Source organism: Paracoccaceae bacterium (assembly GCA_012103375.1).
In the GTDB taxonomy this organism is placed as follows: Bacteria; Pseudomonadota; Alphaproteobacteria; order Rhodobacterales; family Rhodobacteraceae; genus WLWX01.
This window is the reverse complement of record WLWX01000001.1, coordinates 1,771,215-1,796,456: the sequence shown is the minus strand read 5'-3', so window position 1 is coordinate 1,796,456 and position 25,242 is coordinate 1,771,215. Positions and strand designations below refer to the sequence as shown.

Genomic DNA, 25,242 nt, shown 5'->3' with positions numbered 1-25,242 from the left:
GGAATCCCTCGCGATTCAGGTTCAAGCCGAAACGCTTTAGCCCCGCGAAAGCACACGACTACCACAACGCAGCGGCCCCCCAAATTGCGCGAACTAATTCGGTTTTCCGATGGCGGGCGCCTGCCGACAACGGCAAAACGCTGGCCGCAAAGCGCCAGCTTTACCGCTGCCAGATCTTCTGCCTGCGTATGCCCACACTCAGCCGCCGGCCCGAAGCAACAGAATCGCCACGGCTGCTGTCCGCCAGGGGCGCAAGGTCTCTCTCAACCCCGGTCGCCAGATCAGGAGCCGTCCGTAGATGTCGCGCAAACGGCGAAACACCCGTATTCGGGCGCCCCGGTTGATGGCGGCAAGATCATCGACCTGATGCAATATGTTGCCGGTCGGCATTTCCGCCGACAGGCGCTGAAGTTTATATTCCAGTTTCGCGTAATTGCGCGCTGCCGCGGCGGGGGTCATCGCGGTGACAATGCGATACCTCCTGTCGCGGACCGCATAGCCGATCAGCCGTTCCTGAACATGCGCCAAACCGCCGTCCACATGGTGAGGTTCCTCATTGTAATCCTCCCAACGCCAGGCCCACTCAAACATCCGCATCAGCGCGTCGGTTCGAAACCAGTACATCGTGCCATAGGGGGCCATCGGCGTGTGGTCATCCAGCGGCACGTCAATACCCATGTCGTTCATCAATGCGCCCAGCGGGGCCCGGTTGTTGAACCAGGCGTGACCCAAAGTGCCGAAACCCACATGCACCACCGGCGGTGCAACAAGGCCGATGTCGGGCTCCGCCTCTAGCATGGTCAGAAGGTTCGAAACATAACCGGCGCTGCCAATCAGATTGTCGAACAAATGCGCCTTGAAACTTTCCCCGACCCGTCGCGAAACCTGGGGGCTGCGTTTGGAGTGCAGCCGAAGTGCGACCTGGTGTTTGCGCGACAGGATCACGTCGCGCCAGGTGATGAACAGCGAAGACATATCGCGCCCGCGATTCTGCGCGACGACCCGAAGCGTGAAGTCATCCGGCCGCAACCCCCGATCCACCAGATAGGTGCTGATACGCGCCTGATCGTCGGGCGAGGCAGTGGTGATGTAAAGATGCGATGCGCAGGGCAGGCGCCGCACCAGTGCCCAGAACTCGCCAATCATCTCGGCATAATATGCGTGAATGAAGACCGCGACGGGGCCGAAACTCCATTCGGACTTCCCCGGATCGGCGGGCTGATTGGCGACCACTTCATATTGATCCGCAACGGCCGCATAGTCGCGCGGTTTGACATTGCGCACGGCGAAGGCATTCGCCGCGTCATACATCCGGACATCGAGCGAACGCAGGGTGGCCAGCGCGCTGCGCAGTTCGATCGCGTTCAAGTCATGCAACAGCGGATCCAGCGTCATCACCGCAAGCGGCAGGCAGGGTGCGCCGTCGCTCATCAATCGGTGCGCTTCATAAAGGCGCGGGTCAGCGGTTTCGAGGCGATCCTGTGGCACCGCATAGTCGACCCCAAACCCGGTATCTTCGGCCCACAGCGAAAAGGCCAGATCACAGCGCAGGAATTCTTCCCAATGATCACCGCTCGACTGCATATTTGCCCAGAATTCGCGAAACCCGGGCTGCGACAGCACGGCCTGTGCCAGGACGGTATGATCCAAAGACGCAATCCGCGCCTGCTGGGTCAGGTTTTTCAGGCGCGGATCCAGTGCCGGGCAGTGCCAATAGGGTGCGTGGATGTCCACGTTCGGCCGGGATGGTTGTGCTGACTGATCAGCACCCGAAATCGGCCCGAACACATGACCACCGCTCAGCAAGACCGGGCCGGGAGGCGCGGGCTGATCCAAAAGCGCCAATATCCCGGCCTTGTATCCCGCCCGAGAGGTTTGGCCGTCTTGGTGACTGATGACCTGATCCGGGGCCGCAGCGCCAAGCGCCGTTGCCGCAATCGCGGCCTCGCTTGCGCTGGCCACCAGGATGAGATTGCCCGTTCGCGTCCGAAGCCGCGACAGTGCCAGTCGTACATGCGGCGCATCAAGCTGACCGGGCAGCGCCACGTAGATGACGCTGCCATACTCGGCGGATTGACCGGTCACAGCGCATACCCCATTGCCTGCATCGCAGCGCCGTGGCGTTCGTGAAAGCGAGCGATCTGCGCCTCGCTCAGATGCGCTTTGTGCCCACCGCTGGACCGCTTCCAGAAAAACTTGCCATTGGCCGCAGTGCGCCGATCCGCGCCGCGAAAGGTGGCCTCCAGATCAACGTCATGCAGGCCGACGAACCCGCATAGCCGCGCCACCTGATGCGCAAAATCCGCCTCCAGATCTTCATAGCGCATCAACAAAACATCGCCGCCGGATGCAGCCAGCGCCGAAAACGCAATCCAGTGCCCGAACACCGATCCGAACAGTCGGTTTTGCGGCACCAGCGTGCCATGTTCCAGAAATATCGCGAACAGGGTTTCCATCTGCGCCTCGGTCAGCGCATCGACCGAGGCAAACCGGAACGGCAGCGCGGCGCCCGCCTGCGGCGCCACATTCCCCGACACGAAGTTCAGATACGACACAAAGACATCCAGCGGATGCCTGTGGATCGAAACGATCCGATCCGTGGCAAAATGATCGCCCTGATGCCGGGTCAGCACCTGCTGGTGATGAGATTTGTAAAAATACCAGTGCCGTCCCTGGAATGCCCAGGGATCCGTCATGACCCGCCCTTTGTGCGTGTCGGTGACATAGCGCTGAAGCGTGCCTGGATTGTCAGGCATCCCGCAGGCCGCCACAATGATCGAACGAACCCATGTGTTGCCGCTTTTGGGATAACTATAGAGCCCGACAATCCGCGCCGAAGCCTTGGTCATGACCGCCGGCTGATCCATCATCGGGCCGCGCCTTCCAGGCGCTGTTCGTCGCAAATCACATCCAGCGCACGCGCCACACGCACGGTTGCCGCATGTGCCCCGGAACTTGGTGCCCGCTGTCGTTCACCCGCGGCACCACGGGCCAAAGCATCCTCGCCCGCCGTGGTGAAATGCCGGGAGAATATCTTCATGACATGGCGCACGCCTGCCCGCTCGACCGAGCGATGGTCCGGCCCGAAATACCGGCCGCGGGACGACGCGGAGGTTATGATCTCATACGACGGGAAATAGGTTATTGCGGTGTCACCCTGTGCCAGTTGTTCAGCGGCAACCCGCAGTACCGTCTTGGAATAACTGGTCGCGGCGACCACATGCGCATCTGCCCGCGCCGTCGCGGCCAGCGGCACCGGCGATACCGTCAGGATGATCCGCAGATCCGGGTTGTCACGCCGAACCATGGCCAGGAAAGCCCGGAAGTCCGCCACGGTTTCTTCGACCGAGAAATTCACGAACTCATGCCGGTCCGGATCGAAACAGCCACCTGCGACGCCGGGCGCCAACGGATAGATCGCGTCATCGTCCCGGTCGCGCCAACCCTCGGTCAGGCCCAGCGTGAATATCAGAACTTCGGCGCTGCGCATCACCTCGGTCACTGCCGCAAAGTGGGCGCTGCGGTCAGCTTCGAAACTCGCCGCGTCCGGGAAGCCGCCCGGTTCAACCGTAGGCCGGAACGGGTCGATCAACTGACCGCCAGGTTCAGTCCAGCGATCTTCGCGCGGACAAAACGCGCCACCTGCGCGCTGGACCAATTGCAGCAGCTGGCGCGCGGTATAGATATTTCCATAGCGTGCAGAAAATACGCCATAGCCAAATCGCGCCGCAACCTCGGGCGAAATAACCGGATGCGGCGCCTCGGCATCCAGAACAGTATAGCCGCTGGTCCGCAGATGCTGGGCGATGTGCTGGGCAAAGCAGCTTCCTGCCGTCGCGATACGTGTGTCGCGATTCAGTTGGATACCGGGCGCAGTTTGCGGCGAACCGCCCGACTGGTCGGACTGGATCGCAACCGGGTCCAGCAATTGCCCGGTGTCATGCGCCTTCGACCAGAAGCAATGGTCGGGCAAATCGGTGTAAGGGTGCTTATGGCTCATGCTGCGTCCGCCCGGGCAGGGACCAAGCGCGTCAGTATCTGTGCCAGAACCCTGGCCCCATAGCGCGCGTTTGCGTGCGTCGGATCCTGCGCGCGCATGTCGGCGGCAAGGTAAGGTTGGCCCGCATGGCATTCAAAAACCGTGTCGGGCAAAGGCATCAGATCGGCCACGGTACCGGCAAGCGCGTGCGACAGGATATCAACGTATAGCGTCCAAATCCGTGCCCGCAGATCCGGCGGATTCAGCCCATATTCGGCGACTGCACTTGCGAAGCGCCCCGGATGCGCCCTGATATGCCCCTCATCGAAGATCGGTGGCGGGGGTGGCAGCGCAACAACCGGGCAATCCGCTGCGGCAGCAATCTCGGACAATATCAATAGGGCATTCCGTTCGGCCAGTGTCGCGATCTGCGCGCGCATCATGGCATAGGGAATCTGACAGACCCCAGGGGTCGGACGCGCGGTATCGTCCGGGGCAAAGAACTCGAACGGAGGGCCGACCGGTGTCATCGCGACAGCGTTGTATTCATTGCCCATTGGCAGGGCGACGATCAGGTCCGGAGCTTCGCCGCGCAGCAATTCATCAAGGGCCGGGCGAAAACCGGAGGCAATTCGGCGTCCGCCGCGACCCTGTTCAAAATTGGGCTGAAACCTGGCCGAGTTCAGATGCGCCGATCGGTAGTCTATCTGTTGAAGTCCGGCATCGCTCGCCTTCCACGCAAGATCCAGCGCGCCGATGTGGCTGTGCCCGAGGACCAGCAGGCGCGGCTTCCGGCCCAGCGCAGTAAACTGCGGTGCGTTCGATTCAATTCCGGCTGGATCAGTTTCTGCCGGATCAGTTTCCGGTGGGTCCGCAAGCGCAGCCGCTTCGCCGCCGGTCATCGAAACCGGCGCTTCAGCTTGCACAGGTGCGGCGTTGTCGCCCGCGCGCGGCAATGTCTGGTCCACCTGACCTATGGCGGTCGGAAAACCAGCCAGTTGGTCCGCGATCCTGACGATCGCACCCACGCTAAGCGCCGCGTCCGCATCAAAATACTCCAGCTTTGCCACACCGCGGCACAGCTCCACTTGCGTGTTTCGCCCGGTTGTCCAATGCCCGGCCAGACGCGCGCCCAGTTTGGACCACATCTCGGCCAACCCATCCGGCAAGGACAAGGCCAGTTGACGCGCGGTGCGGGGCGCATGTTCCTGCAACAGCGCGGCCAGTTCGGCCACTGCTTGTTGCGGCAGTTTTGCCAGCGCAGTGGCCCTTTCGGATGCATCTGCAATACCGCCGTCCCGGAACAGCACGGTCGATATCAGCCGCAGCGCGTCACTTTGCGCAATCGCGGCATTCGCGCGTTTATCCGGGTCATGCGGCGTTTTGTTCCCCGCAGGCTGCGTCGTGACGACCCCCAGAACGTCGCGGAGTAGGTGGTCAAGAACCGAGGTTTTCAATTGCGCCATTGGAACCGTGTGCAGGCGCAGATTGTCCTGGGCCAGCAACGGCGCACAACTGGCCAGCGGCATTATATCCGGCAAATGTTCGGCCCGGTCGTAAAGCGTTTCCAGCGCACGGTCCAGCGGGTCAATCAGACCGGCGGATACCCGTTGCGTCCAGTCATGCCACAACACATCCAAAGGGTCCGCCAGTGCGACAATAACTTCGATGATTGTTTCACTGCCATGACCCCTGGCAACCTCTGCCAGAACAGCCGGGGCAATTGCAGCCGCTCCGGTGCCCACAACCAGCAGGTCGAGGTTTCTTGCACTTGCCTGAGATCTGGATGTTGAAATCATGGCCGGCGTTGCGGCGGTCTGGCCATCGAGCACCACGCAATGCCAGCCGTCCTTGACCAGATCATCACCCCAGGCGGCGATTTCCGGGGCCAGGTTGCGTATCGGCACATATAACGGCAGTGAAAGGATCAGAGGCATCAAATACGGCCCTCTTCCACCAGGCCTGCGCGCAACACATCGCGAACCGCCCGCCAGGTGCTGCCCCTGTTTGCGCAGCCATGCTTTGCCTGCCGGGTCAGTGGTTTGTGCACCCTGGGGCGGTCAGCACTCGCGGACTGAACCTCGAAGTCCCCGACGCCGCGAAAATCGCCGTTGTCGGGCCTGCCTGGGCCGATTGCTGCCGCGGCAGCTTTATGGGGCACGCGCAACACCTCAGGCCACCGCATGTTTCGGTGCGGCCGCAGCCCATTCGGCAAATCTGACCAAGCCAGCGTCCAGATCCACATTGGGCCGCCATCCCAGCACCGCCTTGGCTGTCGAGATGTCGGCAAGCGCATGGCGAACATCCCCTGGCCGATAGGCCCCTGTCACGTGCAGGCCATCGCGGTCACCTTCCATCGTCTCCAACAGTTTTCCGGCGATTTCCAACAGCGTCGTGGCCTTTCCGGACCCGATGTCGATGGGTTGTGCGGTCACCACCGGGGTCTGCACCATGCTGACAAACGCTTCGACGGCGTCATCCACATAGACGAAATCACGCGTGATCGCGCCGTCTTCGAAGACCTCCAGCTTTTCACCTTCCGAGATCTTGCGCGCAAAGACCGACAAGACACCTGTATAGGGATTGCTCAGCGCCTGACCGGGGCCATAGACGTTCTGCATCCGCAACAGTCCGACATGCGTTCCACTGCCCCACAATCCCTGCGTCAGCAGGTATTCCTGCATCAGCTTGGTCGAGGCATAGATGGATGTCGGTGCTGCCGGTGTATCTGACGCCGTGGCCACAGGGCGCAGGCTGCGTCCGACCCGGTCTTTGGGCGCGTAATCGCCAACCGCCAGATCCGCTTCGCGGCGCGCCACGGCCGTCACGCGCAAACCGGCCCGGTCAACACACGCCCCTTCGCCATAGACCGCGCGCGACCCGGACAGGATGACGCGGCGCACGCCGCCGACGTTGCGAATGGCTTCGACCAGTCGTGCCGTGCCGGTGACATTCACATCGACATAATGCGCCGGTTCGGTATGGCTTTGCCCGGTGCCGGTTTCTGCGGCCAGATGAATGACGGTGCGCGCACGGCTTGCCCGCAACGCCCGTTCGATCAGATCGCGGTCACGCACATCGCCATGAAGCACAGAGATCCCGTCCACCGCCACACCGGCGCGCGCGGCGCTACCGTTGCCATGCACCTGTTCGGCAAAACTGTCGAATACCGTCACCGGATGCCCCAGCCGCGCCAGGCGCCGCGCCAGTCGGGCACCAATGAATCCGGCGCCCCCGGTAATCAGTATTGGCGCGTTGTCAGATGTCATCGGGCCGTCCTTCCAGTTGATGACCTGCGGCATGTTTCACACCATGCCACTTCGGTTCACCTTGGTTATCGGGCCGTAAATCTAAAAAAGTTCTTAATTTGTTCTAGAATTTGAGGCGAACCTTCGCCGATCCGGCACACCTCTTTATTCGCGTATCATTACAGATGGTTACGCGGTCCGGTGATCATGGCCGCTTTCGATCAGATCTTTGATCACGTCCAGCTCGAACCCATGGGCGCGGCGCATCCGTGCCCATCTTTCGGCGTCCATTCCCACATCACGCAATGCGGTCAGAATCAGCGTCGCGGTCGTTTCACCCTGGCCAGTCACAGATCCCGGGACAATCCGCACATAGATCCGCGGCTGCAGTGTCGCGGCTGTGTCACCAAGATGATAGTCGATCAGCAACCGGTCCGGGTCGGGGTCGATGCGCAGCAGGATGGGCGCATTGCTTGCCAGGGCGCGCCCTTCGAACAGCCCGTCGTCAAGCTCGGTCAATGACCAGGTTCCAAAGGACCACAATGTCATCTTCCCGGCATCGGCCATGAAATCGAAAACATCCTGCGCCGGAGCATGTATCACAACTGAAACGGTGTCCGTCCCGCTCATCCCGGGTTCGCCGAACCGCGCAGGGCCTCGACCTCCAGCTCGACATGCGCACCGGGCACGGCAAGCGGCGAACAGATCGTCGTATTCGTCGGTGAGGTGAACCCAAGCCGTTCCTTCAGCCGACCGGAAATCGCCATCACGTCGGCGGGGTCGGGCGCATAGACCCGCACGCGGACAATATCGCCCAGCGAGGATCCGGCCTCCTCCAGCGTGGCCTGGATCGTGTCCAGCGCCCGGTCTGTTTGCGCCTCGGGGCCATCGGCCAGTTCCCCGGTTTTGAAATCCACGCCGACCGTTCCGGAGACATAGATCGCGTCCCCCACGATCACCGCCCGGGCGTACCCGGCCATTTCTTCATAGATCGAGCCCGAGAAGACATGGGTGCGCGGCATGGTGCGTCCTTCAAACTGAAAAGGCCGGGCGCATAATACGCCCGGCCCGGTTGATCATCCGATCAGTTGGCGTCGAGCATCTTGATCAGCTCGGCGACTTCCTCGGTCGACAGATACCCGGTTTCGACGTTTTCATCGCCGTCCAGTTTCCAGGTCATCTTCGGGGCCTGCACATCGCCGTTCTGGTCGAATTGCAACGCGCCGGTTGCACCGACATAGCGAATGGCCTCACCCGCGGCGATTAGCTCTTTCGCGCGCTGAATGCCTTCGACACCGGGATAAACCTCGGTCCCGCCATCCGCCGTGACCACGCGGATGCCTTCGCGGATGTTGTCGCCGGTAATCTCATCGGACGCTTCCATCGCCAGAAGCACAACATTCACCGCATCGAAGACCGAGTGTAGGCCGGGCCCATCGGGGGGGCCGTCAAACTCAGCCTCGAACAGCTCGTTAAAGGTATCGACCGACGCCAGACGCGGCTGGGCGCTATCATAACCGACGAGGTTCGTCAGATACTGGCTGCCAACCGCTTCGAAGTAATCGGAAGAGCGCAGCGAGTTGTTCACGATCAGGTTGTCCGTGCCGCCCAGCGCCAGCCATTCGCGCGTAATCGTCGCGCCATCGACCGGGAAGGCGATCAGGAACAGCGAATCCGGCTCACCCTCCAACGCCTTGGTCACCTCGGCGCGATAGCTTTGCTGGCTTTCGTTGTAGGCGACCGAGGATGTGATCGTGCCGCCCAGCTTGGCGATGTCCTGCTCGAACCGTTTGGCCAGGCCGACGCCGAAGTCGGTGTTCACATAGATCACGGCGGTCTTCTTGAAGCCGCTGTCAACGGTCAGCTTTGCGCCCATCGCCGACTGGCTGCGATTGGTCGCATAGGTGCGGAACCAATAGCCTTCTGTCTTGCCCTCTTCAGCGAGTGCCGTGAAGGATTCGGACGAGCTACAGCAGGATACCTGCACCACCTTCGACGGCACCGCGACCGAGGTCAGAACCGGCAGGCTGACGCCCGAGCTGACGGCCCCGATCAGCGCCGCAACACCTTCCAGATCGACCAGCGATTTGGCCGCGTCGACGCCGATGGCCGATTGGCCTTGGGTATCGCGCAGAACGTATTCGACCGGGCAGCCTTTGACGCCGCCCGCCTCATTGAACAGTTTCACGGCAAAGGCGCCGGTGTTGGAAATCCGTTCACCCACCTGGCCCATCGGGCCGGATACGGGCAGAATCGCGCCCAGTTTCACCGGGCAGTCCTGGGCGCTTGCCGCGCCCGAAATCGCGAAGGTCGCGCCGAGGGCGAGTGCCCCGGCTGTCATCAGTCTTCTCATGTTACTCTCCTTGTTGGCCTCTGGTTTCATTGGGCCGCTTCCCGGCCACTTCGTTCATGTGTCGGCTGCGTGGCGGCTGACGTGGACGTCTTCGCCAATCATCCCCTTGGGACGCATAAGTAACGTCAGCACAAGGATAAGCCCAATCAGCACCGCCTGCAAAGCACCGCTTTGCGCCTGCCATTCGGGTGCCACGATTTTCGAGATCGCAAAGCCGCTGCCGGTCCAGACGCCCCAGACGACGGCGGCCCCCAGCAACGCGCCCTTCATGTTGCCGGATCCACCCACGATCAGCATGGTCCAGATCTGGAAGGTGATGATCGGCAGAAAGTCTGTCGCCCCGACAAAACCGATGAAACCTACGTACAGACCACCCGACAGCCCCATCAGGGCACAGCCCAGCACGAAGGATTCCAGCCGCACCCGCGTCGGGTTCTTACCAAGGCTGACGGCGGCGACCTCATCTTCGCGGATCGCCTTCAGGACGCGACCCCAGGGCGATTGCACGATGCGCTGCAAACCGACATAGGCAAGCACGGCGACCAGAACGACCATGCCCAGATAGATCGCATTCTGCCGCAACGGGCCATCGGCGAGCCCTTTCGAGGGGTTGGGAATACCAATCAGCCCCAGCGTACCGCCGGTCACATACTCCCAGTTCACCGCAACCAGCTGGATCGACACCGCGATGCCGAATGTGGCGACCGCCAGATATTCATCGCGCAGGCGCAGCGTCACAAGGCCGACAACGACGGCCACAAGGCCAGAGGCCAGCATCGCCCCCAACAACCCAACGACGAAGGGCAGTTCGAACCCGCCGAAAACCGCATCCCGCGCCGGGCCAGTCAGGATCGCATGGGTGTAACCGCCAACGGCGAGGAACCCGGCAACCCCGGCATTAAACAGCCCCGTGAACCCCCATTGCAGGTTCAGCCCCATGACAGCGATTCCGAATGTCAGGGCAAGGATCAGGAAGAAGATCAGGTATGAGATTACGCCGATCATTTCTTCTCTCCGAACAGCCCTTGCGGGCGGAAATAAAGGATGGCGAGGATTAACAGGAACGGCACGGCGGGCTTGTAGGTGGTGGGGATAATCATCACGGACAGGTTCTCGGAAAGCCCCACGATCAACCCGCCGATGACCGCACCATAAAGGCTACCAGCCCCGCCGAGGATTGCAGCCGCGAACAACGGCAGGATCAGCGCGAAGCCAAGTTCGGGCCTGAGTTGCACCGTCAGCCCGTAAAGAACGCCCGCCACCGCCGCGCCAGATGCACCGATCACCCAGACCCAGCGAACCACATTGTTGACGTTGACCCCGCTGACCCGCGCGAGGTCCGGGCTTTCCGCAGTCGCGCGCATGGCGATCCCGGTGCGCGAGCGGGTCATGAACAGGTGAAGGGCGATGACCACCACGATAGTCAATGCCAACAGGAACACCTGATCGGGCAGAACCCTGACGTTGCCGGGCAGAAGCACGGCGAATTGCAGCGTGTTCGAATAATAGATCGGGTCTGCCCCGAAAATCAGCAGGACCGCGTTCCTGAGGAGCAGCGCGACCCCGAAACTTGCGAAGACCATGGTCATATGACCGGTGACCTTGGCGAGGCGTTCAAAGATCAGATGATGCAACAGCAACGCCAGCACACTGGTCGCCACCGCCGCAAAAACCAGCGCCAGGATCAGCGGCCAGCCGAAACTTAGGGGTCCGAATGTGCCGCCAAACCCGCCCATCGCCGTTGCCACGCTGACGAAGATCAGGCCGAAGTAGGCGCCCCAGGTCAGCAGCTCGGAATGGCTGAAGTTGGCAAACCGCAGGATTTTCATCGTGAAACTAAGGCCAATCGCGCCAAGCCCGATAATCGCGCCCGACAGGATGCCGTCGGCGGTATGCTGCAGGATCATGTCACATCCTCCGGTCGTGCGCCCAGGAAGATGCGCCCGATCTCGTCATTTTCCAGCAGGTCCGACGCGACCCCGTCGATGCGGTTCTCGCCCTCGGCCAGGACATAGGCGCGGTCCGACATCTTCAATGCCGCCTTGGCGTTCTGTTCCACCATCAGAACGGCGGCCCCGTCCGCCACCAGCCCGCGCACCAGATCGAACAGTTCTGACGCCGCCATCGGCGACAGCCCTGCCGTGGGCTCGTCCAGCAATATGATCTTCGGAGAGGTCAGCAATGCCCGCGCAATCGCCAGAATTTGACGCTCTCCCCCCGACAACACCCGCGCCTTCTCGGACCGTTTCGTGGCCAGCATCGGATATTGGTCGAAAATCCTGTCGATCTGGGCCAACGCCTCGGCCTTCGGCAGTGCTGCGCCGCCAACGATCAGGTTTTCGCGGATCGTCAGCGTTGTGAACACGTTCCCGGTCTGCGGCACATAGGCGACGCCCGCCCCGGCCAGCAGATGGGCAGGCGTGCGGGTGCGGTCTGCGCCATCAATCTCGACAATGCCCGAGGTGATTTTCACCAGCCCGGCAATGGATTTGATCAACGTCGATTTACCGGCACCATTCGGGCCAATAATTGTCACCACCTCACCCGCGTCCAGATGGGCGCTGACACCGTGGAGGATTGGCAGATCGGGGCGATAGCCCGCGACGATATCCGTGGCGGTCAGGCGGCGGATCAATGGACATCCCCCAAATAAGCATCCAGCACAGCCTTGTCTTCGCGCGCCCCGGCGGCATCACCGCGATAGATCAGGCGTCCCTGCGCCATCACCATAATCGGGTCGCAGATCGACATCACGACATCCATATTGTGTTCGATGATCAGGAAGGTGTGGCCCCGCTGGTTCAGCGCCACGATCGTGTCCACCAGGTCGCGCATCAGTGACGGGTTCACCCCCGCCGCCGGTTCGTCCAGCAGGATGATCTTGGGGTCCGCCATCAGCACGCGCGCCAGTTCCAGCAGTTTCAACTGCCCGCCGGACAAGGTGCTTGCGGCATCACGCCGCACACGGGTCAGGCCGCAGAATTCGATGATCTCGTTTGCCTTATCGCGGGTCGCGCGTTCTTCGGCCCCGACCCGGCCCGGCAGGAACCAATTGGCCCAGAACGCCTCGCCCGCCTGGGCGCTTGGCACCATCATGCAGTTTTCCAGCACCGACATTTCCGGGAACGGGCGCGGGATCTGAAACGTGCGCGCCAGCCCCGCAGTGAACACCCGGTGCGGCGCGCTGCCCGAGATCTGCGCGCCATCCAGCGTGACCGAGCCTTCGTCCGGCCCTTCCAACCCTGCCAGCGCGTTAAACAGCGTCGTCTTCCCGGCCCCGTTCGGCCCGATCAGCCCGCCGATGGCGCCCTTGTCAACTTCAAAGCTCACACCGTCCACGGCGGTGAAGCCGTCGAACCGCTTGGTGACGTTGTTGAGTGCCAAAAGGCTCACGCTGCGCCCTCGTTCAGATTGTATTTCATGATCCGGCCATGTGGGCCGGTCTTATCACGTTCCAATCCGTAGACCGGTCCGGACGGCCCCGGCGCCTGTGCCTGAACCGCCGCGATCGCAGCGCGGTCTTCGTCGGTCAACGCGACGTCCAACGCCTTCAGCAGCCGGGGCAGATGCCGCGCATAGCGCGCCCCGATGATACAGGCGGCCACATCCGGATCATCCAGCATCGCGCGAGTGGCCACTGCGGCGATATCGCCACCGCGACGCTCGGCAATGCCGCGCTGCACGCCCAGCAGGGCCTGAAAGGCGTCCCAACCGCCGAATTCTTCAATGATCAGACGATATTTGATCAGGCTGCGGTTTTCGAAGTCGAAACCGGGATCGGGCTGGCCCAGCCAGTGATCGGTCAGGAACCCGCCCGCAAGTACGCCGAAAGCGATAATCGAAACGTCGTTTGCCCGGCACCACTCCGCGAACGCACCCTCGGGCCGCCGGTCCAGCAGCGAGAATTGCACCTGGTTCGACATCAGATCAACGCTGTCCGACACCTGCGCCATCCGCGCTTCGTCAAAATTCGTCACGCCGATCCGGTCAATCAGCCCCTCGCCCTGAAGCGCCGCCAGATAGGCGGCCATCTTCTCGACGCCCGACACCTCTGGGGCCCACCAGTAGAATTGCACCAGATCCAGGCGATCCCGCCCCAGCCGCTGACACGACCGGGCGATGATGCGGCGAATATCGGCGGGGGACAGATCGGCAAGGCTGTCATAGTCCGGCACGTATTTGGTATGGATCTTCACCCGCGCTGCGGCTTCGGCCCCGCGCTGATTGGCCAGCCGGCGCAGCCCTTCGCCATAAATCTCTTCGACGCCGGTATAGATATCCGCGCAATCGAACGTCGTTACTCCGGCATCATAAAAGGCGATCATATCGTCCGCCGCACGCGCGGTTTCGACCGCGCCATGGCCACCGGCCAGTTGCCAGCCACCCCGGATAAGGCGCGAGACCACATAGCCGGGGCGCAACGTGATCGTCGGAACCTCAGTCATCGTTGTGTTCGGGCAAGGGAACCAGCGTCGTCTCGGCATGGCTGAAGGTCGATGTCTTCAGTCGCGTGATCCGAAACCGCGCGCCACAATGCGGGTCAGGGCAGGCGATTTCGGCGTCTGTTGTCATCCAGTCATGGGGATGCGTCGGGCGCTGCTTGGCCGGAAAGAACGGGATCAGCGCGGCCAGCGGATACATTGCGATCCTGGGCCGGTCTTTGGGGAAGATCAGCATTTCCCCGACAACGCGAAAATAGCTCCCCTCCGGGTGGTCACAGACCATGGGCTTGTCCGTGGCCACGACTTCGACCTTCAGATCAAAGAGTTCGAAATTGTCGTCCATCCCCGCCCCCGCTGCGCCGCTCAAATACCACGCATCGTCTTTTATATTCAATTGCATATAAGTTGGACGAATCAAGACCGTGTCAAGCAAACAGCCGTGCGTTAGACGAATTGCCAGGCGCGCGGGTGATTGGTGGTGCTTCCGTCGGGCAAGGCATCTGAACGGGGCGCATCCGACCCATATGCAAACAACGAAGCGCTGATCGAGACCATTAGGATATGACCGACCCATTTGCCATTATGGCGATTTTTGCAGCACTTGCCCTTGGCGGTGTATTGAAAGGCGCGGTTGGCCTCGGCTCTCCGCTTTTGGCGGTGCCGCTTTTGGCGGCGATGTTCGACGTGAGGACGGCGGTCGTGGTGATGGTGCTGCCGAACCTGATCACCAATCTCTGGCAGTTCTGGACCCATCGGCAGGCCATCGTAGGGCGCGGGATGTTCTGGCGGTTTGCTGTCGCGGGCGCGATCGGTGCGATGTTGGGAACCATTGTGTTATCACAGCTGTCCGGGTCGGCGCTGTCACTGGGCGTCGCCGGGGCATTGGTCGCCTTCATTGTGATGCGACTGGCGCGCCCTGACTGGCGGCTTCCCCCCGCCCTGGCAGACAGGCTGACGGTGCCGATGGGCATCCTTGCCGGTCTGCTGCAAGGCGCATCGGGTATTTCCGCCCCGGTCATCGTCAGCTATTTCAATGCAATGCGGTTGGATCGCCATGTCTTCATTGCCGGGATCTCTCTGGCGTTCATCGCGATGTCGCAGGTGCAGGTGCCGCTGCAATTCTCTTTGGGCTTGATGACACCGGCGCTGATGGGCCTCAGTCTGTTTGCGCTAATCCCGTTGTTGACCTTCATGCCTGTCGGCGCATGGCTGGTGCGTACAATCTCAGCTGCAAGCTTTGACCGCATTGTGCTGATCCTGCTTGGCCTGCTAACCGTTCGCCTGATCCAGAGCGCCCTGACCGGATGAGCGCCCGCCCAAACGCATATATGATCTGCACCAGCCCGCGCAGCGGCAGCACCCTGTTGTGCCGCCTGCTGGCCGCCACCGGCTTCGCGGGCCTGCCTGACTCGCATTTCCACCGGCCCGAGCTGGCGGCCTGGCTGAAGACCTATGGTCTGTCGCACGCGGATTTCACTTCAAACCTATCGGCGCTGAAGGCGATCTTCGCGGCGGCGATCGAGCGGGGAACCGGCGCGACCGGCCTGTTCGGGCTACGCATGCAGCGCGTCAGTTTCGATTTCTTTATGCAGCAACTCACCCTGTTGCACCCCGATGCGCGCACCGACACAGACCGCATCGCCGCCACATTCGGCCAGACTCGGTTCATTCACCTGACCCGGCTGGACAAGCTTGCCCAGGCGATATCGCTGGTCAAAGCCCAGCAGACGGGTCTTTGGCATCGCGCCGCCGACGGTAGCGAGCTGGAGCGCGCCTCGGCGCCGCGCGCACCGGTGTATGACGCCGACGCAATCCACCGGGCCTTGTCCGAAGTGAAAGAGTTGGAAGCGGCCTGGGCGGAATGGTTCGACCAACAGGCCATCTGCCCGTCGCGGATTACCTATGAAGACTTGTCCAATAATCCGACCGCAACGCTGTCGAAGGTTCTGGATACGCTGGGGCTTGATCCCGCGTCGGCGGAGGGCATCCAGCCGCCCGTCGCCCAACTGGCAGATGCCACAAACGCAGATTGGGCAAGCAGGTTCCGCGCTCAAAGCAGGTCAATCGGGCGCTAAAGGTCAACCTCGATCACCCCATCGGGGTCCGCTGCGCGGCTTTGGCACAGGATCACCTCGGTTTCGCGCTGCTTCTTGGACAGCACAAAATCGCGATGTTCGACCGCACCCGCGATCAATCCGCATTTGCACACACCACACAATCCGTCCGAGCATTTGACGTCCACGGCCACGCCATTCTCGGTCAGAACATCCGTGGCAGATTTATCCGTCGGCACCAGAAGCTCGCGCCCCGATTTCGCCAGCTTCAGCGTAAAGGGGTGGTTCACATAGTCTGGCACCTCGGGGAGTGAGAAATACTCCAGATGCCGCGCGTCGTCCGGGAACCCGGCACCTTCAGCCGCGGCGATCACGCCGTCCATGTAACGATCCGGCCCGCAGGTATAGACGTGCCAGCCGGGCTGATACCCCGCCAGTGTTTCGGACAGATCACAACGGCTACCCTCGTCCGAGATATGCAGCTGTACCCGATGTGCCCATGGGACCGCGACGAGGTCATCCAGATATCCGGCAGAAGCACGACTTGGGATCGAATAGTGCACCTCGAAATCCGCGCCGATGGTGTGCAGGCGATGCGCGAAGGCAATCATTGGCGTGATCCCGATCCCGCCGCCCATCAGAAAGGTTTTGGTCGCCGCCTCGTCCAGTTCGAAATGGTTGATCGGCTTGGAGATGAAAACCTTCCGCCCTTCCGAGAAGATGCGGTGCATCAGCTTTGATCCGCCACGCCCGGCGTCTTCGCGCAAGACGCCGATCTGATAGACCGAGCGATCCGCCGGGTCGCCCGACATGGAATACTGGCGCAGGAATTCCGGCGCGACGACGATATCCAGATGCGCACCAGCGCTCCATTCCGGCAGGTCGGATCCGTCGAGGCTGCGGAATTCGAATTTGGTCACATCCGGCGACATGGCTTCGGCTTTCGTCACCTCGACCCGAACGACCGGCGCGTCGCCGTGATCCGGGTATTGGTGCATCGGCGGTTCACCACGGGCGGCGCGTTCCTGATACTCCTCGGCCGTGATCATCGCCTGATACGCCTCGATCCCGGCTTCGCGATCCATGTGAAACGGAAACGGCCAGGGGTGGGGGGCAAGCGGGGCGGGATAGACGGCCAGCGTCTGATCCTCATACTTCAGATTCAGGTCTTTTTGCAGATCACGCCAGTTCAGCGGGTGTTTGGAGGGGCGATAGCCGCCTTCCTCTTCCAGCTCGATATCCCACCACCATTTCTTGACGTCGTTCAGCCCGCCATTGCCGACCGCATCGTCGAGTTTCGCCAAGACCGGCGCGGCGGCGGGGATATTCCTCGCGGCCCAGCGAAACGGAGCCTCGGCGAACAGCCCTTCCAGGTTCCAGGGGCAGGTTTTCATGCAGCGCCCACACATTGCCCCGCCCGGCGTAGTAATCCGGTAGGTGGCGCATTTCTGGCTGTCGGATTTCCAGATTTCATAGCCGTTGAACATCAGCTTCGGCCCAGCGGTGATCGCCCCGCTGGGGCATTCGCGGGCGCATTTGTTGCAACTTTCACAGAACTTCTGCAGGCCAAAGTCGATGGGCTTGTCGTGATCCATCGGCATGTCGGTGGTCACCACCCCGGACTTCAGGCGCGGCCCGAGGTAGGGGTTCAGGATAACCTCTCCAATGCGCGAAACCTCTCCCAAACCGCTCAGCAACAGCAGGGGCGGCTGCAAAACCTCTCCGTCCATCACAGTATGCGATTTCGCGGAATAGCCCAGGTTGCGGATGTGCTTGGCGATCACCCCGCCCAGAAGCGAGAACCGCAAATAGGCGCGCATCGACTGCGCCACGGCAATCCAATCGTCGCCGCTGGACCCCTCCATCGTTTCATAGCCCTGATCGATGATCATGCTGATCGCCTGATCGTGGGGCGGATTGATCGGATCGCCGACTGCGTCATGGGAATACCAGGTCCAGTCCGGACAGCGCGACAGGCCCACCGCATCAACGCCCAGGAAGTACGATGCCGCCTTGAGGTTGGCCGCGTTCTGCGCAGCATCGCTGGGGCGTGGGCCGTTTACGGCAGGCTCTCCGTTCTGGATCAGCACGAACGCCCCAAGTGCGCGGCGCTGCGCGAAAGAGGGCGCAGATTTGCGGGCATAATGGCCGCCCTTGGCCTGATCCTGCACGGTCTTGTTCATGTCGCCGAATTGCGCACGTGCGAACATGTCGGCGCGTTTGGGAACACGGGCGACGTTGGGCTCGTCGAAATACGTGGTCGGATCATCGACCCGCTTCAGCTTTTCAAACGGCTGCGCCCCGTCGACGTATCGCCGCTTGGCATAGGGATCGCGGTTCAGCGCGTTCTTGGCGAACCCTTTGCCCAGCCACCAGGCGGGGCCCTGCGTTCGCAGCCACGGCTGATCCGCCATCGGCGCCAGGGGCGCATCCTCGGCCAGGGGCATCGCGGTCGTAATCGCCGCCACCCCGAACCGGGGTCCCACATAGGGCGCGATCAGTTGATCGCCCTCAGGCACGGCCAGCCCGGCGGCGACCGTCAGCCGGTTCAGATCAACGTCACTGGTCGCCGGGGTGTGCGCCTTGGCGTCGAAACCCAGCAGGCGGATGTAATTGGCGATCACCACAGCCGTTTCACTGGCACGCAGGCAGGCGCGATGATCCTGGGCATCGGCCAGCCATTCAGCCCCCGGTTCGTCGGGGTCGGGGTCGCGGTGATGTTCGACCAGAAAGACCAGCGCGTGGGTATGGGCGTCGATGCTGGACGGCGGTGCCTCCATCGATTCCTTCAGATCGGCCATGATCACGTCAATGCCCGAGGCCAGCGTCGCCGTCTGCTTGGTGCGCAGATCCTCGGCCAGGCGGTCAATGTCCGGATTGCGATACGGGGTCATTAACAGCGCCGCTTCGGGCAGGCGGCAAATCCCAACCATCGAACTGTCCGAGAAATAGCCGAATGCCTTCAAATGGTTCGCCCGCTCGGCCAGATCTTCGGGTATTTCGGCCCGCGCCTTGTTCACCAGACCATCCCGGATCGCATCCAGCATGGCCTGATATTCACCCATCGCATTGACGATGCTTTGCGGTTGATCAGGCCGGCGGAAACTCAGCTGTGGTGCCGTGGCGATCGCGGTCAAATCCGGCATTTCGCCGCGAACCAACCGCTCAAGCGGATAAGCGCTCAGATGCACCGGGCGGTTCTTGTCCGAGAAAAAACGCAACCCCATAACCCTGACCTTCAAACCTTGAAATTCGAACTTTGGGCAGACCTTAACGCGGCACTCGGCGGGATGCACGCGGGCAAGATTGGCGCGGTCGACCCCGGGCTTCCCGGCGTGATGAACGCGGCCAGGGGTCTGTTGGCGATCCGGGTTCGACTGCCCGCATCCAAAAACCCCCGCTGCCGATTTTGCTGGATTTCGGCGCAAGATGCGCAGAAACGAAGCGCCATGACACGTCTTGCCTGTTTCAAATCCTACGATATTCGCGGCCGGGTCGGTGACGAACTGACCGAGGCGCTGGCCCTTCGCATTGGCGCGGCCTTCGTCAAGGTCACCAGCGCGACACATCTGGTCGTTGGCCACGACTGCCGCGCCAGCAGCCCGGCACTGTCCAGCGCCGTGGCCCAAGGCGCGATGGCCGCTGGCGCTGATGTCTCGGACATCGGGCAATGCGGCACTGAGGAGGTTTATTTCGCAACCGATCACCTTGGTGCCGGGGGCGGGTTGATGATCACCGCGTCGCATAACCCGATCAGCGATAATGGCATCAAGCTGATCGGCACGGGCGCGACGCCGGTGTCACAGGATCAATTGCAGCGCATCCACGATCTTGTCGTGTCAGACGCCCCCCTGACCGCGCCCGACACCGGCAGCGTCGCGGCTGCAGACCCGCGCGCCGCCTATTGTGACCGGGTGCTGTCCTTCGTGGACCCGGCCGCCCTGCGGCCCATGCGGATTGTCGTGAACCCGGGCAACGGCACTGCCGGGCCGACATTTGATGCGCTGGCCGATGCACTAGCCGAAACAGCGGCCCCGTTGGAGTTCATCCGCCTCCATCACGACCCGGACCCGACATTCCCCAATGGCATTCCAAACCCGCTGCTGCCCGAAAACCGCCCTGTCACGGCGGACGCCGTGCGTGCACATAAGGCGGATCTGGGCATTGCCTGGGATGGTGATTTCGACCGCTGCTTCTTCTTTGATGAGGCCGGAGAATTCGTCGACGGGGAATATATCGTCGGCCTGCTTGCTGCTGCCATGCTCGACTGGGCGCCCGGCGGGCGCATCGTCCACGACCCGCGCGTGCAGTGGAACACGCTGGCCGAGGTTGCGCGCGCTGGCGGCATGCCCGAAGTGTCGCGCACAGGGCATGTTCTGATCAAGGAAACCATGCGCCGCGTCGATGCGGTCTATGGCGGAGAGATGTCGGCGCACCATTACTTCCGCGATTTCATGTATTGCGACAGCGGCATGATCCCCTGGCTGCTGGTCGCGGCCCGCATGTCGGCCCTTGGCCAGCCCCTGTCCGCGATCATCGCCGGAATGCGCGCCGCCTTCCCGTCATCGGGCGATATTAATTTCAGGGTTTCCGATGCAGACGCCGCCATCGATGCGGTCACGCGCAGGATGCTGGACGGCGCGCTGAAGACCGATCACCTTGACGGGTTGTCCGCAGAATTCGACGACTGGCGCTTCAACCTGCGCCGTTCGAACACCGAACCCCTGTTGCGCCTGAATATCGAGGCACGCGGCAATCCGGCATTGGTCGCAGAAACCCTCGCGCGGTTCCGGGCTTTTCTGGACGGCGCCTGACCGCCTTGCGCCTGACGCAACGCGGGCATGCATCTAATCCACCTACTCGTTCGGATGGCGCAGTCCTATTTTTGCCCCACGGGAGCGAAATTCCCGTGTATTCAACGAAATGAGAACAGAACAATGGCCTATGTATCCCACACCGCCCCGTTTGGCAGCGTAATCGGCGCCACATACGGCAAGGTCGCCAACGCGCTGGGCCGCGCCTTTACCATCATGATGAACAGCCGGGACCGGACCCATATCGTCCGCCTGCTACAGGCGAAATCCGATGCTGATCTGGCCCGCATCGGCATCCAGCGCGATCGCATCGTGCACCACGTTTACCGCGACCTGATCAACATCTGATCTGTCAGGAACAGCCGGTGTTGCGCCCGTCGGGTTGAAATCCGGCGGGCGCTTTGTCGGCGGTGGCTGTCGGCCTTTGACCCGAATGGGATGTATGGTCGCGGCTGTCGCCGTGAACGAAGGCGCGAAGCCCGGACATCCATTTCAGGTCACATCCGACCTGCGAACCAACCAAAGCCTCAGCGCGTTGCCGCACCCTCGGCCGTCTCGGACGACTGCGCCCAAAGGTTGATCGCCTCTTCATCGGCCAATCTGTCAATCTCGGCCAGTTCGGCGCTTGAAAACTCCAGATTGCCAACCGCCCCGGCGCAATCCGTCACCTGTTCGGGCCGGGATGCGCCAATCAGCGCCGTGGTGATCCCGCCGTCGCGCAAGACCCAGGCGATGGCCATCTGCGCCAGCGTCTGACCGCGCGCCGCCGCAACCTCATTCAGGCTGCGAATATTCTCAATCGCCCGGTCGCTCAGCATCTCGGGACGCAGGCTTTTGCCCTGGGTTGCGCGGCTGCCCTCGGGCACGCCGCCAAGGTATTTTTTCGTCAGCATCCCTTGGGCCAGCGGCGTGAACGCAATGGATCCGACTCCCAGTTCAGCCAATGTGTCCTTCAGCCCATTCCGTTCCACCCAACGGTTGAGCATGTTGTAAGACGGCTGGTGGATCAGGCAGGGCGTTCCCAGGTCTTCGAGGATTGAAACCGCCGCACGCGTTCGTTCCGAGTTGTAGCTGGAAATCCCCGCGTATAGCGCCTTGCCCGAACGCACGATCTGATCCAGCGCACCCATGGTTTCTTCCAGTGGTGTGTCGGGGTCGAATCGGTGCGAATAGAAAATATCGACATAGTCGAGGCCCATCCGCTTTAGCGATGCATCACAGGACGCGATCAGGTATTTGCGGCTACCCCATTCGCCATATGGGCCGTCCCACATATCGTATCCGGCCTTGCTTGAGATAATCAGCTCATCCCTGTGGCCCGCAAAGTCGGTCGCAAGGATCTGGCCAAACGCCTCTTCCGCGCTGCCCGGTGGCGGGCCGTAGTTGTTGGCCAGGTCAAAATGGGTGATTCCTGCGTCGAACGCCGTCCGACAAATCGCCCGCTTGGTCGAATGCGGCGTGTCATGCCCGAAATTGTGCCACAGCCCAAGCGACACCGCGGGCAATTTCAACCCGGACGCGCCGCAGCGGCGATATACCATTGAATCGTATCGGTTTTCGGCGGGAACATAGGTCATAAGCTTTCCCTTCTGGGTCATGTTCAGAAACTCGGCAGACATTGCGCCGGTCCGTAATTCCAGCGCAAGGCGGAATCGTGATGCGAATTGAGTGAACCATTCGGGCGTTATGTGATACTCACCTGAAGTTAACCGAGATTTGCGAGTTGTCTTCCCGTGTCCCGTGTCCCGCTTCCTGCTTTTCCTTGCCGTCGTGTTTGCCCTGTCGACACCGGCGCTGGCCCAGTCCCAATGTCGCCTCCAGCCCGGATCGGCGCTGCGTGATTTTCTGTCCAGCATCAATGCCGAACGCGCCGCCGAAAACCTGATCGCGCTGCGGCTGTCGGATCAGTTGAACCGCGCCGCGCAAGGGCACGCCTGTGATATGGTGCGGCGCCACTATTTCTCGCATCGCTCACCCAAACACGGGACAATGTCTGCCAGGATCAAGGCCGCTGGATATGATGCCTGCCGCGCAAACGAGAACATCGCACAGGGCCAGCCAACCCGTGATCGGGTGGTTGCAGCCTGGATGCGTTCGTCCGGGCATCGCCGGAACATTCTGGACAGGCAAATTACCGAGGTCTGGTTCGGCTATGCCGGAACCGGCGGCGCGCGACGATGGGTGATGGTTGGCGCACGGTCCTGCAACGATCACGCCCCGCGACATCCCGCACCAACGGATCAGAGCCCGAACAATTATTAAGGGGCCACTCCGCAGCCGGCGTTTCTAAGCCGCGCTGTCCATCCAGATTGTGACCGGCCCATCGTTGATCAGATGCACTTCCATGTCCGCACCAAACCGTCCGGTCGCCACGGAAATGTCCTGCGCCGCAAGCGCTGCTGCAAACCGCTCATACGCCGGTTCGCCCACATCCGGTGCCGCCGCGCTGGAAAAGCCGGGGCGATTGCCGCGCGTGGTATCGGCGGCCAGCGTAAACTGGCTGACCACCAGCGCCGCGCCTTTGGTATCCAGAAGTGAGCGGTTCATTCGCCCGTCATCGTCGCGGAATACCCGCAGTTTTGCGATTTTCGCGGCCAGTTTGTCGGGTGCATCCCCGGGGTCGCCATCCATCGCACAGACAAGGATCATCAGCCCCGGCCCGATCTCTCCGATGGTGGCGCCGCCGACTTCCACCCGCGCCTTTTTGACCCGCTGAACCAGCGCCCTCATGCCAGTTCGTGCGCCCATGGCGGGTTTGCGCCCGCGCGGCTGACAGTGACTGCTGCCGATTGTGCGCCCAGCGCCAGTGCGGCGCGGATCGCATCGCCGTCCAGCCCCGCGATACCGGGTTTGGTCAACGCGCCCGCGCGGTGCAGCGCGGCCAGAACGCCTGCGTTGAATGTGTCACCGGCCCCGACCGTGTCCACCACGTCGACCCGCGTCGCGTCGACCCAGACGTTATGGTCCCGGCTGACCCCACGCGCGCCCTTCGCGCCTTCGGTCACACAAATCAGCGACGGGCCAAGCTTTAGCAACACGCGCGCCTGATCGACGGGGTCGCCCGCACCCAAAATCCAGCTCAGATCCTCGTCCGAGATCTTCACGATATCCGCCGCCGCGATCATCCGATCAATCCGGGCGCGATATGCGCCCTCGTCCCGGATGAAACCGGGGCGGATATTGGGGTCGATCATCGTGACCCGGCGCGAAGCCTCGCGCAGCATCAACGCCTCATAGGTTGCACCGCAGGGTTCGACGACCAGGGAAATGCCGCCAAAGAACATCGCCTCGACCGCGTCGGGAATGTCGGGCAAATCAGCCTCGGCCAGCATCCGCCCCGCCGTATTCTCATCATAGAAGGCATAGGATGCCTGCCCGTCCGTCAGGGTCACGAAGGCCAGCGTTGTCGGACGGTCCGAGCGTGCCGCCAAAGCGGTATCCACATCGCTGTCTTCAAGCGAGGCGACCAGTTTCGCGCCGAACAGATCCGTCGAGATCCCTGAAAAGAAACCGGACGGCGCGCCAAGGCGACCCAATGCAATGGCCGTATTGAACACCGCACCGCCGGGGTAAGGCGCAAAGGCCGCTTCGCCAGCAGCCGTTTCACGGGGCAGCATGTCGATCAGCGATTCACCGCAACTCAGGATCATGATGGCCACTCCGCAACTGTTACAATTCACTTAAGGTATTCAGTTGCCAGCCAACAGATCAATTCATACTCGGCATCCCCGGCCTTCAAGCCGTGTTGCCGACCCGCTACGCCTTTTCGGGCTTCAGATACTCCAGCATCTCGCGCTCTGACTGGGGAAGCGCCTCCCATAGGTCCGCCAATGCGTAATTGCTGATCAGTTCGATATTTGTCTGTTCGGGATTAAACGAGGCCTCATTCCAATCCGAATCCGGATCACCCAGCTTGGTGTCGCATTCCTTTTCCCACTTGATTGTTTGCACGCGGGCATCGCCACGTGTCCGATACCGCCCGATGCCGCGAAAAACGCCGCCATTAGCGTCACGCAGTTCAAATGGTTCGGTCCAGATGATCTTGACGGTGCGCGTGCGCGTCGTATCCGAAACAATACGTTCGCCCAGATAGTCACAATGCCACCCGCACTGCGGAATCGTTATCGCATTGCGCGCCCTGATATCCGCATCAAGTCGGGCATTCAGATCCTGCAGTCGCTGCGCTGGGGTTTTCGATGGCGCGGGGGCTAATCTGGGCTGCTTTTCCAGGACGCCCAGGGTCGTGATGCCACGAACCTTGGTGTAGCGATAATAAGTCAGAACTTTTTTGCACTCATCGGACATGATTCACCTCCTCAAAATTGCATCGAGGAGCAATTATACCACTTTTG

Annotated in this window: 24 protein-coding genes; 5 read left to right on the top strand and 19 right to left on the bottom strand. The window is 61.8% G+C overall.

The features are described from left to right. Positions 1–198: 198 nt before the first annotated feature. The 14 genes from GKR99_09125 to GKR99_09060 all read right to left on the bottom strand — a co-directional run bounded on the left by GKR99_09125 (position 199) and on the right by GKR99_09060 (position 14,365). Positions 199–2,190, bottom strand: coding sequence for a hypothetical protein (locus tag GKR99_09125; protein ID NKB27695.1), 1,992 nt, complete (start codon positions 2,188–2,190; stop codon positions 199–201). Further along, the gene (locus GKR99_09120) at positions 2,082–2,870 is read right to left on the bottom strand and encodes a hypothetical protein (GenBank protein ID NKB27694.1); all 789 of its coding nucleotides are present in this window, start codon (positions 2,868–2,870) and stop codon (positions 2,082–2,084) included. The genes GKR99_09125 and GKR99_09120 overlap by 109 nt, the downstream gene beginning before the upstream one ends. Next, a complete protein-coding gene (locus GKR99_09115; GenBank protein ID NKB27693.1) occupies positions 2,867–4,000 on the bottom strand; it encodes a GSCFA domain-containing protein in 1,134 nt (377 codons plus the stop codon). The genes GKR99_09120 and GKR99_09115 overlap by 4 nt, the downstream gene beginning before the upstream one ends. After that, positions 3,997–5,916: a hypothetical protein gene (locus tag GKR99_09110; GenBank protein ID NKB27692.1), complete on the bottom strand. Its 1,920-nt coding sequence runs from the start codon at positions 5,914–5,916 to the stop codon at positions 3,997–3,999. Before GKR99_09110 ends, GKR99_09115 begins: the two co-directional genes overlap by 4 nt. Positions 5,917–6,150: 234 nt before the next feature. Then, positions 6,151–7,248 (bottom strand): NAD-dependent epimerase/dehydratase family protein, encoded by a 1,098-nt coding sequence (locus GKR99_09105; GenBank protein ID NKB27691.1) that lies wholly within the window; start codon positions 7,246–7,248, stop codon positions 6,151–6,153. 168 nt (positions 7,249–7,416) lie between these two features. Continuing rightward, the gene (locus GKR99_09100; GenBank protein NKB27690.1) at positions 7,417–7,857 is read right to left on the bottom strand and encodes a hypothetical protein; all 441 of its coding nucleotides are present in this window, start codon (positions 7,855–7,857) and stop codon (positions 7,417–7,419) included. Next, the gene (locus GKR99_09095) at positions 7,854–8,249 is read right to left on the bottom strand and encodes a RidA family protein (protein NKB27689.1); all 396 of its coding nucleotides are present in this window, start codon (positions 8,247–8,249) and stop codon (positions 7,854–7,856) included. The genes GKR99_09100 and GKR99_09095 overlap by 4 nt, the downstream gene beginning before the upstream one ends. Positions 8,250–8,311: 62 nt before the next feature. After that, positions 8,312–9,610 carry an ABC transporter substrate-binding protein gene (locus GKR99_09090; GenBank protein ID NKB27688.1) on the bottom strand — a complete coding sequence of 433 codons (1,299 nt, stop codon included), beginning with the start codon at positions 9,608–9,610 and terminating at the stop codon, positions 8,312–8,314. Positions 9,611–9,634: 24 nt separating this feature from the next. After that, on the bottom strand, positions 9,635–10,585 hold the full coding sequence (locus GKR99_09085) for a branched-chain amino acid ABC transporter permease (protein ID NKB27687.1): 951 nt from the start codon (positions 10,583–10,585) through the stop codon (positions 9,635–9,637). Beyond that, positions 10,582–11,487 carry a branched-chain amino acid ABC transporter permease gene (locus tag GKR99_09080; GenBank protein ID NKB27686.1) on the bottom strand — a complete coding sequence of 302 codons (906 nt, stop codon included), beginning with the start codon at positions 11,485–11,487 and terminating at the stop codon, positions 10,582–10,584. The genes GKR99_09085 and GKR99_09080 overlap by 4 nt, the downstream gene beginning before the upstream one ends. Then, on the bottom strand, positions 11,484–12,215 hold the full coding sequence (locus GKR99_09075) for an ATP-binding cassette domain-containing protein (GenBank protein NKB27685.1): 732 nt from the start codon (positions 12,213–12,215) through the stop codon (positions 11,484–11,486). The genes GKR99_09080 and GKR99_09075 overlap by 4 nt, the downstream gene beginning before the upstream one ends. Further along, positions 12,212–12,973, bottom strand: coding sequence for an ATP-binding cassette domain-containing protein (locus GKR99_09070; GenBank protein ID NKB27684.1), 762 nt, complete (start codon positions 12,971–12,973; stop codon positions 12,212–12,214). Before GKR99_09070 ends, GKR99_09075 begins: the two co-directional genes overlap by 4 nt. Continuing rightward, positions 12,970–14,025: an aldo/keto reductase gene (locus tag GKR99_09065; GenBank protein NKB27683.1), complete on the bottom strand. Its 1,056-nt coding sequence runs from the start codon at positions 14,023–14,025 to the stop codon at positions 12,970–12,972. Before GKR99_09065 ends, GKR99_09070 begins: the two co-directional genes overlap by 4 nt. Further along, the gene (locus GKR99_09060) at positions 14,018–14,365 is read right to left on the bottom strand and encodes a TIGR04076 family protein (GenBank protein ID NKB27682.1); all 348 of its coding nucleotides are present in this window, start codon (positions 14,363–14,365) and stop codon (positions 14,018–14,020) included. Before GKR99_09060 ends, GKR99_09065 begins: the two co-directional genes overlap by 8 nt. A 218-nt stretch (positions 14,366–14,583) precedes the next feature. Between GKR99_09060 and GKR99_09055 the strand changes: the two genes are divergently transcribed. Continuing rightward, positions 14,584–15,330 carry a TSUP family transporter gene (locus GKR99_09055; GenBank protein ID NKB27681.1) on the top strand — a complete coding sequence of 249 codons (747 nt, stop codon included), beginning with the start codon at positions 14,584–14,586 and terminating at the stop codon, positions 15,328–15,330. Further along, positions 15,327–16,097, top strand: coding sequence for a sulfotransferase (locus GKR99_09050; GenBank protein NKB27680.1), 771 nt, complete (start codon positions 15,327–15,329; stop codon positions 16,095–16,097). The genes GKR99_09055 and GKR99_09050 overlap by 4 nt, the downstream gene beginning before the upstream one ends. Here the strand turns inward: GKR99_09050 and GKR99_09045 are convergent. After that, positions 16,094–19,303 carry a reductive dehalogenase gene (locus GKR99_09045; protein NKB27679.1) on the bottom strand — a complete coding sequence of 1,070 codons (3,210 nt, stop codon included), beginning with the start codon at positions 19,301–19,303 and terminating at the stop codon, positions 16,094–16,096. The two genes, GKR99_09050 and GKR99_09045, sit on opposite strands and share 4 nt — an antisense overlap. A 222-nt stretch (positions 19,304–19,525) precedes the next feature. Between GKR99_09045 and GKR99_09040 the strand changes: the two genes are divergently transcribed. Further along, complete coding sequence (locus GKR99_09040) at positions 19,526–20,890, top strand: phosphomannomutase (protein NKB27678.1); 1,365 nt, start codon at positions 19,526–19,528, stop codon at positions 20,888–20,890. Positions 20,891–21,013: 123 nt separating this feature from the next. Then, positions 21,014–21,238 (top strand): hypothetical protein, encoded by a 225-nt coding sequence (locus GKR99_09035; GenBank protein ID NKB27677.1) that lies wholly within the window; start codon positions 21,014–21,016, stop codon positions 21,236–21,238. Between the two features lie 179 nt (positions 21,239–21,417). Here GKR99_09035 and mgrA read toward each other — a convergent pair whose 3' ends face one another. Next, complete coding sequence (mgrA, locus tag GKR99_09030; protein NKB27676.1) at positions 21,418–22,467, bottom strand: L-glyceraldehyde 3-phosphate reductase; 1,050 nt, start codon at positions 22,465–22,467, stop codon at positions 21,418–21,420. Positions 22,468–22,606: 139 nt separating this feature from the next. Between mgrA and GKR99_09025 the strand changes: the two genes are divergently transcribed. Next, complete coding sequence (locus GKR99_09025; GenBank protein NKB27675.1) at positions 22,607–23,152, top strand: CAP domain-containing protein; 546 nt, start codon at positions 22,607–22,609, stop codon at positions 23,150–23,152. A gap of 24 nt (positions 23,153–23,176) precedes the next feature. Here the strand turns inward: GKR99_09025 and GKR99_09020 are convergent, their stop codons facing one another. The 3 genes from GKR99_09020 to GKR99_09010 all read right to left on the bottom strand — a co-directional run bounded on the left by GKR99_09020 (position 23,177) and on the right by GKR99_09010 (position 25,195). After that, a complete protein-coding gene (locus GKR99_09020) occupies positions 23,177–23,620 on the bottom strand; it encodes a D-tyrosyl-tRNA(Tyr) deacylase (protein ID NKB27674.1) in 444 nt (147 codons plus the stop codon). Then, positions 23,617–24,540 (bottom strand): carbohydrate kinase, encoded by a 924-nt coding sequence (locus tag GKR99_09015; protein ID NKB27673.1) that lies wholly within the window; start codon positions 24,538–24,540, stop codon positions 23,617–23,619. The genes GKR99_09020 and GKR99_09015 overlap by 4 nt, the downstream gene beginning before the upstream one ends. Before the next feature lie 106 nt (positions 24,541–24,646). Further along, positions 24,647–25,195 (bottom strand): hypothetical protein, encoded by a 549-nt coding sequence (locus tag GKR99_09010; protein ID NKB27672.1) that lies wholly within the window; start codon positions 25,193–25,195, stop codon positions 24,647–24,649. Between the last annotated feature and the right edge of the window lie 47 nt (positions 25,196–25,242).

Coding starts and splice junctions, on each gene's coding strand:
- GKR99_09120 (NKB27694.1), bottom strand. CDS start 2,870: ATGATGGATCAGCCGGCGGTCATGACCAAGGCTTCGGCGCGGATTGTC.
- GKR99_09080 (NKB27686.1), bottom strand. CDS start 11,487: ATGATCCTGCAGCATACCGCCGACGGCATCCTGTCGGGCGCGATTATC.
- GKR99_09015 (NKB27673.1), bottom strand. CDS start 24,540: ATGATCCTGAGTTGCGGTGAATCGCTGATCGACATGCTGCCCCGTGAA.
- GKR99_09035 (NKB27677.1), top strand. CDS start 21,014: ATGGCCTATGTATCCCACACCGCCCCGTTTGGCAGCGTAATCGGCGCC.
- GKR99_09045 (NKB27679.1), bottom strand. CDS start 19,303: ATGGGGTTGCGTTTTTTCTCGGACAAGAACCGCCCGGTGCATCTGAGC.
- GKR99_09085 (NKB27687.1), bottom strand. CDS start 10,585: ATGATCGGCGTAATCTCATACCTGATCTTCTTCCTGATCCTTGCCCTG.
- GKR99_09050 (NKB27680.1), top strand. CDS start 15,327: ATGAGCGCCCGCCCAAACGCATATATGATCTGCACCAGCCCGCGCAGC.
- GKR99_09065 (NKB27683.1), bottom strand. CDS start 14,025: ATGACTGAGGTTCCGACGATCACGTTGCGCCCCGGCTATGTGGTCTCG.
- GKR99_09095 (NKB27689.1), bottom strand. CDS start 8,249: ATGCCGCGCACCCATGTCTTCTCGGGCTCGATCTATGAAGAAATGGCC.
- GKR99_09115 (NKB27693.1), bottom strand. CDS start 4,000: ATGAGCCATAAGCACCCTTACACCGATTTGCCCGACCATTGCTTCTGG.
- GKR99_09110 (NKB27692.1), bottom strand. CDS start 5,916: ATGCCTCTGATCCTTTCACTGCCGTTATATGTGCCGATACGCAACCTG.
- GKR99_09010 (NKB27672.1), bottom strand. CDS start 25,195: ATGTCCGATGAGTGCAAAAAAGTTCTGACTTATTATCGCTACACCAAG.
- GKR99_09055 (NKB27681.1), top strand. CDS start 14,584: ATGACCGACCCATTTGCCATTATGGCGATTTTTGCAGCACTTGCCCTT.
- GKR99_09020 (NKB27674.1), bottom strand. CDS start 23,620: ATGAGGGCGCTGGTTCAGCGGGTCAAAAAGGCGCGGGTGGAAGTCGGC.
- GKR99_09090 (NKB27688.1), bottom strand. CDS start 9,610: ATGAAACCAGAGGCCAACAAGGAGAGTAACATGAGAAGACTGATGACA.
- GKR99_09040 (NKB27678.1), top strand. CDS start 19,526: ATGACACGTCTTGCCTGTTTCAAATCCTACGATATTCGCGGCCGGGTC.
- mgrA (NKB27676.1), bottom strand. CDS start 22,467: ATGACCTATGTTCCCGCCGAAAACCGATACGATTCAATGGTATATCGC.
- GKR99_09105 (NKB27691.1), bottom strand. CDS start 7,248: ATGACATCTGACAACGCGCCAATACTGATTACCGGGGGCGCCGGATTC.
- GKR99_09100 (NKB27690.1), bottom strand. CDS start 7,857: ATGAGCGGGACGGACACCGTTTCAGTTGTGATACATGCTCCGGCGCAG.
- GKR99_09060 (NKB27682.1), bottom strand. CDS start 14,365: ATGGACGACAATTTCGAACTCTTTGATCTGAAGGTCGAAGTCGTGGCC.